Source organism: Amycolatopsis sp. YIM 10, from assembly GCF_009429145.1.
Lineage (GTDB): Bacteria > Actinomycetota > Actinomycetes > Mycobacteriales > Pseudonocardiaceae > Amycolatopsis.
Genome location: NZ_CP045480.1, coordinates 7041412 through 7056373 on the forward strand (window position 1 = coordinate 7041412; position 14962 = coordinate 7056373).

Annotated in this window: 16 protein-coding genes; 5 read left to right on the top strand and 11 right to left on the bottom strand. The window is 70.1% G+C overall.

The genetic code is table 11. The annotated features are described in order from the left end of the window. Nucleotides 1-16: 16 nt before the first annotated feature. Nucleotides 17-220 carry a hypothetical protein gene (locus tag YIM_RS33130; protein WP_153034058.1) on the bottom strand — a complete coding sequence of 68 codons (204 nt, stop codon included), beginning with the start codon at nt 218-220 and terminating at the stop codon, nt 17-19. A 165-nt stretch (nt 221-385) separates the two neighbouring features. Here YIM_RS33130 and YIM_RS33135 point away from each other — a divergent pair, with 165 nt between their 5' ends. Then, on the top strand, nt 386-1051 hold the full coding sequence (locus YIM_RS33135) for an RNA polymerase sigma factor (protein WP_153034059.1): 666 nt from the start codon (nt 386-388) through the stop codon (nt 1049-1051). Next, nucleotides 1048-2037 carry a GGDEF domain-containing protein gene (locus YIM_RS33140; RefSeq protein ID WP_228004162.1) on the top strand — a complete coding sequence of 330 codons (990 nt, stop codon included), beginning with the start codon at nt 1048-1050 and terminating at the stop codon, nt 2035-2037. The genes YIM_RS33135 and YIM_RS33140 overlap by 4 nt, the downstream gene beginning before the upstream one ends. Nucleotides 2038-2064: 27 nt before the next feature. On the opposite strand, the gene YIM_RS33145 is transcribed toward YIM_RS33140, so the two are convergent. Genes YIM_RS33145 through YIM_RS33155 form a run of 3 tightly spaced genes read right to left on the bottom strand, consistent with a single transcriptional unit; the run spans nt 2065 to nt 5724 of the window. Beyond that, nucleotides 2065-2742, bottom strand: coding sequence for a TetR/AcrR family transcriptional regulator (locus tag YIM_RS33145; protein ID WP_153034060.1), 678 nt, complete (start codon nt 2740-2742; stop codon nt 2065-2067). Nucleotides 2743-2797: 55 nt separating this feature from the next. After that, nucleotides 2798-4402 carry a carboxylesterase/lipase family protein gene (locus YIM_RS33150; RefSeq protein WP_153034061.1) on the bottom strand — a complete coding sequence of 535 codons (1605 nt, stop codon included), beginning with the start codon at nt 4400-4402 and terminating at the stop codon, nt 2798-2800. Continuing rightward, a complete protein-coding gene (locus tag YIM_RS33155) occupies nt 4399-5724 on the bottom strand; it encodes an MFS transporter (protein ID WP_153034062.1) in 1326 nt (441 codons plus the stop codon). Before YIM_RS33155 ends, YIM_RS33150 begins: the two co-directional genes overlap by 4 nt. 326 nt (nt 5725-6050) lie before the next feature. On the opposite strand from YIM_RS33155, the gene YIM_RS33160 reads away from it, so the two are divergent. Continuing rightward, entirely contained in the window at nt 6051-6806 is a 756-nt protein-coding gene (locus YIM_RS33160) for a phosphotransferase (RefSeq protein ID WP_153034063.1), read from the top strand. Here the strand turns inward: YIM_RS33160 and YIM_RS33165 are convergent. From YIM_RS33165 to YIM_RS33180, 4 genes are read right to left on the bottom strand one after another with little or no spacing between them, the layout of a single operon-like run. Beyond that, the gene (locus YIM_RS33165) at nt 6795-7307 is read right to left on the bottom strand and encodes a YbaB/EbfC family nucleoid-associated protein (RefSeq protein ID WP_153034064.1); all 513 of its coding nucleotides are present in this window, start codon (nt 7305-7307) and stop codon (nt 6795-6797) included. The genes YIM_RS33160 and YIM_RS33165 overlap by 12 nt on opposite strands. Then, nucleotides 7304-7804: a hypothetical protein gene (locus YIM_RS33170; protein WP_153034065.1), complete on the bottom strand. Its 501-nt coding sequence runs from the start codon at nt 7802-7804 to the stop codon at nt 7304-7306. Before YIM_RS33170 ends, YIM_RS33165 begins: the two co-directional genes overlap by 4 nt. Before the next feature lie 57 nt (nt 7805-7861). Next, a complete protein-coding gene (locus YIM_RS33175; RefSeq protein ID WP_153034066.1) occupies nt 7862-9322 on the bottom strand; it encodes a putative T7SS-secreted protein in 1461 nt (486 codons plus the stop codon). A gap of 39 nt (nt 9323-9361) precedes the next feature. Beyond that, entirely contained in the window at nt 9362-9667 is a 306-nt protein-coding gene (locus tag YIM_RS33180) for a hypothetical protein (RefSeq protein WP_153034067.1), read from the bottom strand. 692 nt (nt 9668-10359) lie between these two features. Here YIM_RS33180 and YIM_RS33185 point away from each other — a divergent pair. Both YIM_RS33185 and YIM_RS33190 read left to right on the top strand, forming a co-directional pair. Then, nucleotides 10360-11250: an ABC transporter ATP-binding protein gene (locus tag YIM_RS33185; RefSeq protein ID WP_153034068.1), complete on the top strand. Its 891-nt coding sequence runs from the start codon at nt 10360-10362 to the stop codon at nt 11248-11250. Continuing rightward, nucleotides 11247-12815 carry a polyketide antibiotic transporter gene (locus tag YIM_RS33190; protein ID WP_153034069.1) on the top strand — a complete coding sequence of 523 codons (1569 nt, stop codon included), beginning with the start codon at nt 11247-11249 and terminating at the stop codon, nt 12813-12815. The genes YIM_RS33185 and YIM_RS33190 overlap by 4 nt, the downstream gene beginning before the upstream one ends. Before the next feature lie 7 nt (nt 12816-12822). On the opposite strand, the gene YIM_RS33195 is transcribed toward YIM_RS33190, so the two are convergent. The 3 genes from YIM_RS33195 to YIM_RS33205 form a co-directional block, all read right to left on the bottom strand. Beyond that, complete coding sequence (locus tag YIM_RS33195; protein ID WP_153034070.1) at nt 12823-13674, bottom strand: class I SAM-dependent methyltransferase; 852 nt, start codon at nt 13672-13674, stop codon at nt 12823-12825. Nucleotides 13675-13685: 11 nt separating this feature from the next. Further along, nucleotides 13686-13808 carry a type B 50S ribosomal protein L36 gene (gene ykgO / locus YIM_RS33200; protein WP_037360975.1) on the bottom strand — a complete coding sequence of 41 codons (123 nt, stop codon included), beginning with the start codon at nt 13806-13808 and terminating at the stop codon, nt 13686-13688. Nucleotides 13809-13924: 116 nt separating this feature from the next. Then, nucleotides 13925-14902, bottom strand: coding sequence for an ABC transporter substrate-binding protein (locus YIM_RS33205; RefSeq protein ID WP_194239840.1), 978 nt, complete (start codon nt 14900-14902; stop codon nt 13925-13927). Nucleotides 14903-14962 lie beyond the last annotated feature (60 nt).

The following is a 14962-nucleotide window of genomic DNA, read 5'->3' on the forward strand; positions in this document are numbered from 1 at the left end:
ACACGCGGCCCCCGGGTCAACCTCGTCGATTCCGCGAGGACGCCGAACTCCGTCTTCCGCGACGGCGCGGTGTGGGCAGCAGGCGGTCCTGGCGCAGCAGGGACACCACGCGGCGCGCGTCGGCGCGGCGCCCGGCGTCGCCGGACAGCACCGCGACGGCGACCGCGACGAGCAACGGCGCGGTGCCGATCAAACTGACGAGAACGAGGGCCAGCAACATGTCCGCCTTCCCGGGGTGTGGATCTTTTGCCGAGGGCATAGGTCGTCCCGGGCCGCCGCGCACACGGATTCGCTTTCGCAATTACCTGCCCGGTGAAGGTGAGCCGCGGGGTGATCAGCCACCTATGTCCACCACGATGGCGGCAGTGGACCCGGAGGCGTACCGATGAGCGAGCCCGATGACGAACCGGAGGAGGTGCCCGATGCCGACGCCGAGCTGTACGACCGACTTCGGCGGGCGCACTGCACCGGTCCGTTGTGGGACCACGTGGCCGCCGAGCTGGCCCGCCTTGGCTGGGCCGTGATGTCGGCGTGGCTGGCCTCCCGGGTGATCGCGGGCAAGTGCCGCGAGAAGGGCCGACCGGTGACGCTGCCGGTCGAGTGGACCGCGGAGGATCGCGAAGACCTGGTCGCCACCTCGGTGGCCCACGGCATCGAAACCTTCCGTCGCTCGCTGGCCGACGACCGGTGGAAGGCGGAGAAGGGCGCGTCCCTGCGCACCTACTTCATCGGCGGGTGCGTGCTGGCGTTCCCGAACGCCCTGCGGTCGTGGCAGCACGACCGCGAGCGCTACCTGCGCGCGGCGCAAGCGTGGGCCCGCGAACCGCGCTGCCCCACGGTCGAATCGGTGGACTTGGCGACCGCCGTGCAGGCGCTGAAAACCCTGACCGGCGACGATTCCGAGCGGGCGCGGGCGATCAAGCACCTGCGCTTCCTCGACTACGCGCCGGCGGAGATCGCCGAGGTGCTCGGGATGAGCCCCGGCGCGGTGAACACCGCGCTCTACCGGATGAAACGACGTGGCCAAGGTGACGGAGGTGAGCGAACGTGACCGACGAGACCCCCTCTACCGAGGAAGAAGCCCTGCTCGATCGCTCGTCCTTCGGCACGGACGCGGCCCGGTCGCTGCGCGCGCGGACCACCCCGGACCAGGTCGACGAGGCGCTGCGCCGGGCCAGGGCACTCCGGCCGCCGCCCGCTTCCGAGCCGCCCCAGGAAGAGTCACCGCAGCTGGTCGAGTTGCACCGGGCGCTGGCGGAACTGCTGGCCGCACGAGGCAACTGGCGCGCGGCGTACCGCCACCTGCACGCCGCGCTGGACCTGGTCGACCGGGCAGGCACACCGGAAGACACCGGATCACCGGCGGCGGTCGTCGACCTGGCCGACGTGGATCCGCTGACCGGTGCCTACACCCGGCGCTCCCTGGACAAGCAGCTCGACGACGCGCTGACCGAGCCGAGGACCGCGCTGGCGGTGGCCATGGTCGATCTGGACTGGTTCAGTCAGGTCAACAACACCTTCGGGCACCTGCTCGGGGACCGGGTGCTCGCCAAGGTCGCCACCCTGCTGCTGCGGGAAACCTTCTGCGCACGGTACGGCGGTGAAGAGTTCGTGTTGCTGTTCCCCGGCAGGACCGCCGAGGAAGCCGGTGCCCTGACCGAAAAGCTCCGCGTCGAGGTGGAACGCTTCCGTTGGAACGACCTCGCGCCGGGGTTGCGCGTAACGATGAGCGCGGGCGTCACGGACGCATCGCATGCGTCCACCGCTGACCAGGCACTCCGGCGTGCGGATGGCTTGCTGTACACGGCGAAACAGCATGGCCGCAACGTCGTGGCCTACCACAACGGCAGCCAGGTGGTGCTGGCGAGCAGAGGGGAACCACGGGCGACCACCGCTACCACGACCGCCTTGCGCGCGAACCGCTTCGAGCCGGGCATGGCAGGTGCGGGCAGCCCGCGCTATCTCGAGGGAGAACCCGATCCGGACGCGCTCTTCGGAGCCGAGGAGCAGGCGGTTCCCCCGGTCATCGGTGAGTGATCTGCGGCTCGTCCCGGCGATGCGACCTCAGAGCAGATCCTGCGCTTCGGCGCGCAGAGCCGTCAGCGACTGCCGTACGGCCGCGGTGTCCGGCAGGACGGCGAGCACGAACGAGCTGCCGGTCGCCGGGTCGGCGGCCAGCATCCGGTGGATCCACTCCATGCCGTCCTTCAGCTCGGCGAACGCGTCGGCCGAGCCGTCGCTGCGGGCGAAGTTGCCCAGTGCCGAGCGGTGCATCGCGTCGATCAGGGCGGCCATGGCCATCGGGAGGAACGGCGGGCTGTCGGCCGGCAGGTGGTCACGCAGGTACGCCCTGGTCATGGCGACGTAGCGCTCGTGCTCCAGCACCTCGCGCCGGCGCAGTTCCGGCACCAGCCGGGTCAGGCGGTAGCGGCGGAGCACCAGTTCGGGACGGCTGAGGAAGTCGAGCAGCACCGCCTCGGTGGCGGCGATGACCACGTCCACCGGGGTTCGCCCGCCGCTCGGCGGCACCAGTTTGCGCGACAGCAGCTCGAGCCGGGCGGAGTGGTCTGGGAACGCCAGCTCGTCCTTGCCGCCGAAGTGCCGGAACACGGTCCGCCGGGAGACCTGGGACGCGTCGGCCACGGCCTCCACGGTCACGCTCTCGTAGCCCTGCTCCAGGAACAAGGCCATCGCCGTCTCCGCGATGCGGTACTTCGTCTCCAGCGCGCGGTCGACCGCCACGGGCTCCCTCCCTCGTTGTCCCGCGATGATAGGTCCTGAGCCGCGTGACCGCGGGTCAGCCGCCGAACGAGCCGGGGCGGGCGGTCGCCTTGGTGTCCCCGGCGTCCAGGACCATGCTGCGCGGCCACTGGCTCCACCGCGCGCCGAGACCCGGATGTTGCGGGCTTCCCGTGCGCACGAAGGCGCGGACGCTGTCGATCATCAGGTCCGACAGCGCCAGCCTGCCCGGTTCGTTGCGGTGGCTGAACGAGAACGCGAAGACACCCTCGTCGAAGGAGCGGAACAGGAACGGCAGGTCCATCGCGTGCGCCGCGCCGTACACGGTGTCGAACGGCGCGGGCTGCTGGTTCCAGCCGAACTGGTAGTAGAACAACCGGTCGTTCCCGGCTTCGCGCAAGGTGTTCATCGAATCCTCGACGATTCCCATGAAGATGGCGTCGCCCACTTGGTCCGCCGCTTCGTTCCAGCCGCCGGGCCCGTCGACGGGCAGATAGTTGTCGGCGATCAGGTCGCGGACGGTCACCGCGGACGGCCGGTCGGGGTCGAAGAAGTGCTGCAGGGTGAAGCGGTCGTAGTCGCTCGGGCGGTAGGCGCCGATGACCGCGCCGAAGAGCTTGCCCTCCTCCGCGGTGTTGCCGGCGAGAACGGGGATGTCGCGGTACTTCCCCGCCGCCACGGCCGCGTGGTGGTCCGCGGGCAGCACAACGCCGTCGTTGAGCACCCGGGGCGGATCGCCGACGCGCACCTGCGCGCGGATCAGGTCGTCGGCGGGCATCGACCGCAATCGGCCCACGGCGTCACCGCCTTCGCCCGCCGCCTCGGTCACGAACTTCCCGGCGTAGGCGCGCGCCGACGCCGGGGTCTCGAAACTCCACCCGCCGCTGAGCGGGATCGCCTTGTCCATCAAGCCTTCGCTCAGCGGCGACACCATCAGCGCCCACACGTTGACCGCGCCCGCGGACTCACCCATCACGGTGACGTTGTCCGGGTCGCCGCCGAACGCGGTCGCGTTGCGGTTGACAAAGCGGAGCGCCTCGATCTGGTCGAGCGAGCCGAAGTTCCCCGAGTCGCCGTACGGATCGCCGGTCTTGAGCCCGGGCAGGTCGAGCCAGCCGAACACGCCGACCCGGTAGTTGACGGTGACCACGACCGCGTCGGCCTTCCGCGCCAGCGCCCGTCCGTCGTACATCGGGTCCGCCGAGTAGCCGACCACGTTGCTGCCGCCGTGCACAAAAACGATCACCGGCAGGTTCCGCCGCGCGTCCGACGGGCGGAACACGTTGAGCGTCAGGCAGTCCTCGGCGCCGACGGGTTTCTTCAGCCCGTCGCGGATGTCGAGCCCGTAGTGCGGGCCGCTCGGCGCCGGGCTGAAGAACCGTCCTTCTTGGACACAACCGTTCCCGAACTCGCTCGTGTCACGCACTCCGTGCCACGGCCGATGGGTCACCGGCGCACGCCAGCGCAGTTCCCCGACGGGTGGTTCGGCGTACGGGATACCGCGCCAGGAGGACGTGCCGCCCTCGTCCACGCCCTTGACCAGACCGAGGTCCGTGCGCCGGACCGCCGGCGCGTCGTGTGCGCTCGCGGACGGGGCGGTGACCACGGTGCTCAGCACCGCGAACCCGAGCAGGACGGCCCGCAAACGTTTCCACCCGCTCATTTCCCGCCCTCCACGGCAACAACGGCCTCGGCGGAGCGCCGGTCCTCCGACCGCACGGCACGCCACAGCAACGGCACCAGCAGCACCCCGAGCACGGAAGCGCCGATGAGCACGGCGAAACCGGCGGACTCACTCCCCCGGCCCTCGGCGAACCCGTACAGGTACGGCCCGACGAAGCCGCCGAGCAGGCCGACCATGTTGATGAACGCCAGGCCCGCCGCGGCCATCAGACCGGACATTCGCGCCATCGCGACCGACCAGTAGAGCGGCAGGACACCGATGAGCAGCAGCATGGCGAGGTCGACCAGCAGGATGCGCGCGACCGCGCCGTCGGCGAAGGCGTAGGCGATCGCCACCACCGCCGTCGCGACCGTCACGGACATCAGGACGCGCAGCTCGTTGCGCACCCGGCGCTGGAACCACGGGATGACGAGCACCCCGATGAACGCGCCGATGCCAACGCTGCCGCTGACCACCCCGATCAGGAAGGAGCCTTCGACGTCCAGGCTCTCGACGATGGACGGGAAGTTGTACTGGATCGCCACGCTGTTGATCTGGTTGGCGAAGTAGACCGCGGACAGCGCGAGAATGAACGGCCTGCCGAAGGCGACGCGGAAGTTGCCCTTCAGCGTGCTGTGCTCCGGCGCGGTGCGCACCACCGCGCGATCGGCCAGCACACCGGCCTCGCGCTCGGTCAGCCACGGCGCGTCCGCCGGGCGGTCGGGCACCATGCGCCAGACGAAAAACGCGACCACGATGGTGAGCAGGCCCTCGACGAGGAACATCCACTGCCAGCCGAACAGCCCGCCCGCGCCGTGGAGTTCCATGAGCGCGCCACCGATGGGACCGCCGAGGGTGAGCCCGGCGCACACCGCGAGATAGATGATGCCGACGATGGTCACCCGCTGCTTCTGCGAGAACCAGAGGGTGACGATGTACATGAGCGCCGGGTACAGCCCGGCTTCCGCCGCGCCGAGCAGGAACCGGACCACGTAGAACGAGAACTCGTCCTGCACGAACATCATGCAGGCGCACAGCGCGCCCCAGGTCACCGCGATGCGGGTGATCCAGCGCCGCGGCCCGACGCGGTGCATGACCAGGTTGCTCGGCACTTCCAGCAGCGCGTAGCTCAGGAAGAAGATGCCCGCGCCGACACCGTACGCCGCGGCGCTGATCCCCACGTCGGCTTCGAGCGAGGTCTTGGCCAGGCCGACGTTGGTGCGGTCGACGAAGGCCATGAAGTAGACCAGGCACAGGATCGGCAGGAGACGGAACGCCGCCTTGCGACTCGCCGCGGCGTGCAGAACATCGTCGTTCACCATGATCTCCAATGGCACTGAATGTCACCCGAGTGGCACTCGGTGACATTCGACTGTGCCACAGGTCACAGTCGAGCACAAGACTTCGCGTGGCCGGGTGGGGTCGAATGGCGTTCCGCCCCGGCTACCTCTCGCGCGAGGATCGAACTGTGGCGTCATCCCAGGACCATGAGGTTCTCGCCGTTCTTCGACGGTCCCACCGGGCATCTCGAATTCTTCGGGTACGACGTGCCGGCCGTACTCGCCGAACTCCGCACCGCGCTTGGCGCCGTTACAGCCGGAACAGTAATTCCGGCGACGGTGGGAAAGATCCGCGCGACAATGCCGCCGTGGAGTCGGTCGAGGTCGTCGTCGCTCATCGGGAGTGTGCGACTCTGCGCGTCGGCGACGTCTTCCTGAAGGTCGACTCCGATCAGGCCCGCACCGACGTCGAAGTCGAGGCGATGGCCATGGCACCGATCCCGACTCCGGAAGTCCTGTGGCGCAAACCGCCCGTGCTGGCGCTCGCGGCCCTCCGGGGGACGGCGCTCGCTCGCCTCGGCAGGCCTTCGACCGCGTCGGCGGCGGCGTGGGTCGCGGCGGGCGCCGCCGTCCGCAAGCTGCATGACGCGCCACTGCCGCCGTGGCCCGGCCGGAGTCTCGACGAGATCGCCACGCGCCTCGACCGTGAATGCGCCTGGCTCATGGCAAACGACGTGCTCCCCGCCGACCTGGTCACGCACAACCGCCGGATCGCCGAAACCGCGCTCCGGCCGTGGACACCGGCGTTCATCCACGGCGATCTGCAGGTCGCCCACGTGTTCGTCGACGGTGACGAGATCACCGGCGTGCTCGACTGGACCGAGGCAGCCCGTGGCGACGCGCTGTTCGACCTCGCCATCCTGACGCTCGGGCACCCGGAACACCTCGACGACGTCATCACCGGTTACGACACCGACGTCGACCTCGACGTGATCCGCGCGTGGTGGTCGCTGAGGTGCCTCCTGGCGATCCGCTGGCTGGCCGGGCACGGCTTCGATCCGGCAGCACCGGGCTGCGAGATCGACGTGCTGCGGCGAGCCACCGGCCGGTGCTCATCGCCTTGACCGGCCGCCTCGGTAAATCTGGAAATCGTCGAAGAAATCGTCCTCGTTCCGCCGTCGCCGCCGACCCCCAGCCGGGGCGATGGACGGGGTCGACGCGATTTCCGGAGCCGGACCCGGATCCCGCGGGCGCTGGTCACCGAACAATTCCCGGTCCGAATCGAGCACCTTGTCGAGCAGGTGGGTGTCGCCGAGTCCGCGGCGCACCACTTCGGCCTGCTGACGGGCCGCCTCGGCACGCGCGGCGGCGATCGTGTGCATGACCGTGGCCGACAGGGCGGCGGGATCGAGGGTGCGCGCCCGGTCGCCGAAGGTGAGGCTGGTGACCTCACCCCCGGCACTCACCACGGCGGTGACCACTCCGTCCGGCGAAGTGGCTGTGCCCTGGACGTTTTTCAGCTCGCCTTCCATCTGCCGGTAGGCCTCGGCGCGGCGCCGGTTGTCCGCGTTCGCGTTGTCGATCGCCTCGATCCGGCTGAGCAGTTGCCTGGCGTATTCACTCATCGTCGGTACGCGCTTTCCTCGGGCCTGATGGTGGAGACGAATTCCTGGAAATCCTCGGCCATCCGGCCGAACTGCTCCGGCAGCGCGCTGAGCACGACGTGCAGCACCGCGCGCCGGTGCGGTTCGGCCTTGTCCCACATTCCCAGCAGCACCTGGAGTTGCAGCACGTCCAGCCGCCTGCCCCCGAGCACCATCGAGAGCCGCACGACCTGGGTCAGGCCCGGGTTCGCCGGTGAGCCCGACTCCTTCCGCTTGCCCAGCCGCGCGTCGGGAGCCTTCTGCCGCAACGATTCCAGCGCCTCGTCGGCGATGTGCGCCAACGGGACGTAGGACTCTCGGAGTTCACCGCTGATCGTGATGTTGGCGGTGAAACCCTTGCTGGCGGGCGGACGCAGCGCCACAAAAGCGCTGCCACCCGCCCCGACCTCGTCCGGTGGCGCCGACCGCCATCCCTCGGGAAGGGAGAACTCGATCGGCACCGGAAGTGTGCCTACCACGTTGTCTCCACCTCCGTCTCCATCATCATCCTGGCGCGCGTGCGCCCCGAACCGATCCTAGGACCACAGGTCATTGGCCGAATCCCAAACGTCGCCGGCGGTGTCGGACATGTTGTCGACCGCATCGGCGGCGACATCGGCGACGTCGTCCGACACATCGGAGACGGTGTCCACGACCTCGCCGGGATCGACCTCCACGTCGAAGCCGACGCTGCCGCCGACTCCGAGCGCGGCACCGACCGACGCTCCGATGTGGAAGTTGCCGTCTTCGCCCATGCCGAACTGGCCACTGGCCTCGGCACCGACGCCCGCCCACACCTCACCGGTCGCCCCGGCGCCCAGACCCCCCGCCTCGGCGCTGACCTCGCCTTCGGCCTTGGCACCGGCGAAGGCCTCGACGCTGCCTTCCGCCCCCGTCCAGCTCACGTTGCCCTCGGCAGACGCCTCGGCACCGACCATCACATCGCCACTGCCGGAGACGCTGGCGTGCTCACCGAAGTTCAGCTCACCCTCGGCGTGCGCCTGGGCCAGGTAGGCCTCGGCATGGGCGCTCCCGCTCGCCCCCAGCCAACTCGCCGTCCCGCTCGCCCCCGCGCTGGCGCTGAGCACCGACCCGGAAAGCTCCCCGCTCCCCGAAACCGTGCCGTTGTCGAACTCCCCGCCGACGCTGCCCTCGCGCAACGCCGCGGAGACCTCACCCTCCCAGCCCACCTCCGAGACGTCGATCCCCGCTGCCTCGGCGAGCCCCTGCAGATCCAGCAAGCTGGCGTCCGAGCCGTACTGGTTGGCATAACTGCTGCCGAGACCGTTCTGCTGCCAGCCACCAGGATCGACTTCTTCGTACTTCCCGGTCTCCGGGTTGAAGACCCGCTCGGTCTGCCGGTTGTCACCCCCGAAGGTCCCGCCCCCGGGAAGATCCGTCGAATAACCGCCCTCGCCGTTGGACTCCATGCCGAACGCCAGCGCGGTGAAGTTGCCCGCCGTCTCCAAGAGCGAGGCACCGTCACCCCCGAACGCGTCGGCGACCGCGCCACCGGTCGAGGCCACCGCCTCCCGTGCGGCAGCCAGGATCGCCCGCGCCTCCTGCGCGAGCCCCTCCCCCGGATCCTGGAACAGCCCGATCGACTGGCCCGCCTCCACCGCCTGCCGCGCCAAGCCGTTGAACTGCTCCAACGCCGCCCTGCTGACCGCCTGCGCCTCGGTGAACAGCTCGATCGCGCGCTGCGCCTCACCCTGGGCCCAGGTCAGCGTGTCACCGTAGTCGGCCAGCTTCTCGCCCCCCTGTCCCAGGAAGTCCACCGCCTGGAACCATCTGGGCACCGCGGCCCCGAACGCGTCGCGGAACGCGTTGGCCCCCTCCCCGGTCCACTCCCTGGGATCGATGCCCTGAAGCCCGTCTCCCACCCCGCCGACCAGGTCGATGTTGCCCACCAGCTGACGAAGGTCGTTCGTGATCGCCTCCGGCTCGCCGGGAATCAAGTCCCGGGGATTGGTGGTCTGCCCCAGTTCAACCGCCATTAGCCTGCTCCCCCTCAACCTTTCCTCGCTCCACGCACGTCACGGGTTCAGCAGCGCCGCGATACCGGACCCGGACAGCGCCCGCCCGGACTCGTCGTCCGACACCTGGTACTCACCGGCCGCGACACGCACCAGCTCCCCGTGCTCGTTCGCCTTCCCCCGCAGTCCGTTGACCTGAACCTTCGCGTTCTCGATGAACCGGGCCCAGCCGGTCTCCACGGCCGAGTTGCCGTAAACCCCGCTCGGCCCGTCCCACGGCAGGGTTTCGACCCCCGCGACAACGTCGGTGATCCTGCTCGCCGTCTGGTGCAAATCGTCGAAGACCGCGCCGAACCCACCAGTCATGCCGTCATGCCCCCATTGCCAGTTTCCTGTTTTGCCGCAACAAATCGGAGCTGTCGCTTGTGGTCGTTTCGCGAACAGTCGCCGATGAGACCGGAACCTATAACGGACAGCGAGACGGCCGTGTCAGGTGAACACCCGACACGGCCGTCTCGCGCGCATCTTTCGTCCATTATGGACTAACAGCGTCACCTACACCGGTGGCGCCGGGCAGTGGGCAGGGGGTGGGGGTCGACTCCGGGAACCACGGTGGTAGTCAGGTCGCCGATCCCCTCGACGACGAGGCGCACGGTGTCGCCGGGCGCAGCGGTGACCGGTCGCCGCCCTTGCCCCACAACTCGGCGAGGCAGCCCCCGGTGCCCACTGGTCGGTGACCTCGGGCTCGCACCGGCACCGATTCCTTCTCCTCGATGCGGCGGTGCTGCCGGATCGCGATGATCCAGCAGCACCTGGCCGACCGGCTCGCCACGCCGGGGGCGCGTGCTGCCGTGCCCGTTCCCGGCGGTGCCGCTGCGGGAAGCGCTTTGGTGGCACCCGGTGCACACCCAGGACGCCGGGCACATCTGGCGGCGCGAACTCGCGCAACGGGTGAGCCATTCGTTATGACACCCGGCCCGCCGGGGAGTACGGTTCCAGCAGGTGCGCCGGGAAGTCTGGTCGGCAGTCGTTGCCCACTGCCGACGAAAGGGCTTCCCATGTCCGCCGACGCCATTCGCACGCAAGGGCTGACCAAGCGGTTCCGCACCACGACCGCGGTCAGCGACCTGTCCGTCTCGGTTCCCGCCGGTGAGGTGTTCGGCTTCCTCGGCCCGAACGGGGCCGGGAAATCGACCACCATCCGCATGTTGCTCGGGCTCATCCGGCCGTCCGCCGGCACGGCCACGATCTTCGGTGACGACGCCGCCGACGTCCGCCTGGCGCATCGCCACCTCGCGCACGTACCCGCCGACGTGGCGCTGTGGCCGAACCTCACCGGCGCGGAGATCCTCGCGCTGGTCGGCCGGATCGGTCCCGCACCGGACGTGGCCTACCGCGCGAGCCTGATCGAACGGTTCAACCTGGACCTCGGCAAGCGGGCCAAGGCCTACTCCACCGGCAACCGCCAGAAGGTCGCACTGATCGCCGCCTTCGCCAGCCGGGCCAGGCTGCTGGTGCTCGACGAACCGACCAGCGGACTGGATCCGTTGATGGAGCGGGAGTTCCAGCGGTGCGTGGCCGAAGCACGCGAACGCGGTCAGACGATCTTCCTGAGTTCCCACCTGCTCGCCGAGGTGGAGGCGGTCTGCGATCGGGTCGGCATCCTGCGCGCCGGTGAGCTGGTCGAGGTCGCCGGGGTCGCCGAGCTGCGCCGGTTGCGCCGCACCGAGGTAGAGGTCGGCTACACCGGCAGCACCCCGGATCTGGCCGGGGTGCCCGGGATTTCCGGCGTCGAGCGGCTGGACGGCGGACGCCTTCGCTTCTCCCTGACCGGGCCGCCGTCGGCCACCCTGCGCGCGCTGGCGTCGAGTTCGGTGACCGCGATCAGCATGCGCGAACCCAGCCTCGCCGAGATTTTTCTCGACTACTACGGGGAACCGGTCCGATGATCGCGCTGACGCTGCGGCAGCTGCGGTTCGGCGCGCTGACCGTCATCGCGCTCGCCGCCGGGATGTCCGCGCTGGTGGCCGGGCAGTACCAGACCACGTTCGCCGGTGCGCTGGACGGTGGCGCGTTGCAAGCACTGGCCGCCAACCCGGCCATCCGCACCCTGTTCGGCCCGCCGCTGGCACTCGACGATCCCGGCGGCTTCACCGTCTGGCGCACCGGGACGCCGATCGCGGTGCTGGTCGGCGTGTGGGCGATCCTCACCACGACCCGGCTGACCCGCGGTGACGAGGACGCCGGGCGCTGGGACCTGCTGCTGTCCGGCCTGATCACCGCGCGCGGCCTGCTCGTCCGGCGGCTCGCGGTGCTCGCCGTGGTGCTGCTGGCCGCCGGTGCGGCGGTCACCGCGGCCCTCATCGGCACGGGCACCGACCCGGCCGGGGCCGTGCTGCACGGCGCCGGGGTGACCGCGATCGGCTGGGTGTTCGCCGCCGTCGGCGGGCTCGGCGCCCAGTTGCTGCCCGCCCGCGCACCGGCCACCGGCGCGGCGGTGGCCGTGCTCGGCGCCGCACTGCTCGCCAGAATGGTCAGCGATGGCCTGGACGCCGCGACGTGGGTCCACTGGCTGAGCCCGTTCGGTCTGTTCGCCCAGCTCCAGCCCTACGCCGGGAACCACCCCGGTCCCCTGCTCGTGCTGATCCCGCTGGCGTTCCTGCTCGCTATCCTGGCCGTCGCGCTGGCCGGTCGCCGGGACCTGCACAGCGCGCCGCTGACCTTCGACGCGCACCGCCGCGCCCGCACCCGGCTGCTGCGCTCGGTGAGCGGATTCGCGCTCCGCCGGGCGCTTCGGCCGTGGACCGGCTGGGTGCTCGGCATCGGCGCCTACTACCTGCTGATCGGCCTGCTCACCCTGTCGATCAGCCGATTCATGACCGACAACCGGCGCTTCAGCGAACTCGCGGCCGGAGCGGGCTTCGGCGGACTGGGTTCGCCGGAGGGTTTCGCCGCCGCCATGTTCAGCCTTCTGGCCATTCCCGCGGGTATGTACGCCGCGGTCCGGCTCGGGTCCTTCGCCGAGGACGAAAGCAGCCGCCGCGCGGTCCTGTTGTTCGGCCTGCCGCTCTCGCGCGGGCGGCTGCTCGGCGCGGAACTCGTTGTCGTGGCAGGGGGAACCGTGGTGCTCAGCTGTGCCGGCGGGCTGGCCATGTGGGCGGGTGCGACCGCTGCCGGGGCGGCGCTGGGCTTGCCGGGCGCGCTGGCCGGGGCACTCAACATCGTGCCCATCGCACTGCTTTCCTTGGGCGCGGCGGTGCTCGGCCTCGGCTGGCTGCCCAAGGCCACCGTCGCACTCGGTGCCGTTCCGGCCGTCGGCGGATTCTTCTACCAGGTGATCGCGCAGAACGCGGGTGCGACCGGGTGGCTGCTGGAGTTGTCGCCGTTCGCTCACCTGGCCGCCGTTCCCGACACCGCGCCCGACTGGGCGGGCACCACCGGCCTGCTCGTCCTGGCGATCGCCTGCACCGCGCTCGGCGCGCTCGGCTACACCCGGCGGGATCTGGCGGTCTGACCGCGCGTCAGGCCGTGGTGCCCAGGTGCCAGGTGGTGGCCTGGAGCACGAACAGGTCCGGGCGATTGGCCAGCGCCAGCGGATCGCCGGGATCGAGCAGCCTGGCCAGCGCGGCGGCGTCCTCGGCCCGCAGCTTCTCGCCGATCAGCCGCTGGATCCGGGTGAAGCGGCCGACCACGTGCGCGCGGACCTCGTCACTGACCGGAGCGGGCAGGTCGAGCAGGAACGTGCGGCTCTCGCTGTGGCGCAGACCGGCGTCGGCGAACAGCAACGGCCAGTCCCGGCCGCCGCCGACGGCGGCGTCGGTCAGCGACCACGATCCGGCGAAGTGGTCGCTCAGCGTCGCTTCCAGCCGGTTCACGAAGCTCGGGTGGCCCACCCCGTAGCCGCCGGGCAGGAACCGCGACGGCAAGCCGCCTTCCGCGACGGCGAGCACGCCCGAGCCGGGAACGAGCAGGGAAGCCAGTTCCCGCAACGCCGCCACCGGATCGGGCAGGTGGTGCACGACGTGCGCGCACCACACGACGTCGGCCGGTGCCAGCCCGGCCAGTTCCTGGCCGCCGATCGCGCCGGGCTCGGCCCGCACCCGGTCACCGAGGCCCCGTTCGGCGAACCGGGCGGCGGCCCTGGCGGTGAACCGCGCCGTGGGATCGACCGCGATCACTTCACTGGCCGCGAATTCCTCGGCCAATAACACCGTGGCGTTACCGAGGCCCGCTCCCACGTCGAGCACGCGGGAGCCGCCGAGCGGTCGCCTCCCGGCGAGCCAGCGCACCGCCTGGCGCACCATCGGCTCGCCCACCGCGCCATCACGTTCCACTGTGGCCAGTTCGTCGTCCCAGGCCGCGGTCTCGCTCATGCCGAGCGCCCTCAGCCCTGGCGCGCCTTGAACTTCGGGTTCTTCTTGTTGATCACGAACGTCTTGCCGTGGCGGCGCACCACCTGCGAGCCCGGCTTGTTCTTCAGCGAGCGCAACGACTTCCGCACCTTCATCCGGCCTGCTCCCTCTCCGCGTCGATCCCGCATCCGGGTACCATGGCAGTCTAGCTCAAAATGATTATCATTTTCAACTGTCCGCGAGGTTCGGCTGCCCGGTGCCCGGCCGCGGGTTACGGGGTGACGCCGAACTGGGTGGCGAGGTCGGTGAGCATGGCGTTGGCGCCCTGCAGGCTGACCGCGGTGAACCAGGTCGTGTCGTTGACGTCGACGATCTTGCCCTTGAGCGTGCCCCACAACGGGTTCGACTGGAACTTCGCCTTGGGGTCCTCGGCCTGCTTCGTCTCGTCCTGGTAGGCGGCGACAAAAAGCATGTCCCCGTCGAGCTTGGTGATGTCCTCCTGGCTGAGGTCGACCGAGATCTTCTCCTTGTTGTCCGGCTGCCCGTCGGGACGGCCGAGACCGGCGTCGGCCATCACGATGCCGGGATAGGAGGCGCTGCTGTACAGGCGCACGGTCGGCTCGCCCTCGACGAACCGCACCACCGAGACCTTCGGGTCCTTGCCCAGCTTGGCCTTGATCTCGTCACCGATGCGCTTGGCGCGCTTCTCGTAGTCGCCGATCTTCTGCTCCGCCAGGCTTTCCTTGCCGAGCGCCCTGGCGAGCAGCCGCAGGTTGTCCTTCCAGGTGCCGCCGGTGGTCTGGCTGAAGATGGTCGGCGCGACCTTGGTGAACTGCTCGTAGAACTTCTCGTGCCGCACCTTGGCCGAAACGATCAGGTCCGGCTTGATGTCGTAGAGCTTCTCCACGTCCGGATTCTCGAGTGGACCGACCTGCTGGGCGCCCTCGCCGTACTTGCGGCTCTCACCGAGGTAGTCCGGGAGCGAGTCGTAGTTGCGGTACTTGGTGTACGCCACCACGTTCGTCTCCAGCGCGAGCGCGGCGTCGACGTAGCTGGAATCCAGCGCCGCCACCGTTTTCGGCTGGGTCTCCAGTGTGGCCGAGCCCATCACGTGGTCGATGGTGCGGGGGTAACCGGCCCCGCCCGCCGCGTCCTGCGGGGCGGCTTCCTCGCCACCACCACCGCACGCGGTCAGCGACAGCAACGCGGTCACGGACAGCGCGAGCGCCGTTCGCCATGGTCTCGTCATCGGGACCCTCTCCCTGCGGTTAGGCTTGCCTAAAGGACCATAGGCCGACGTCCGTCCGAA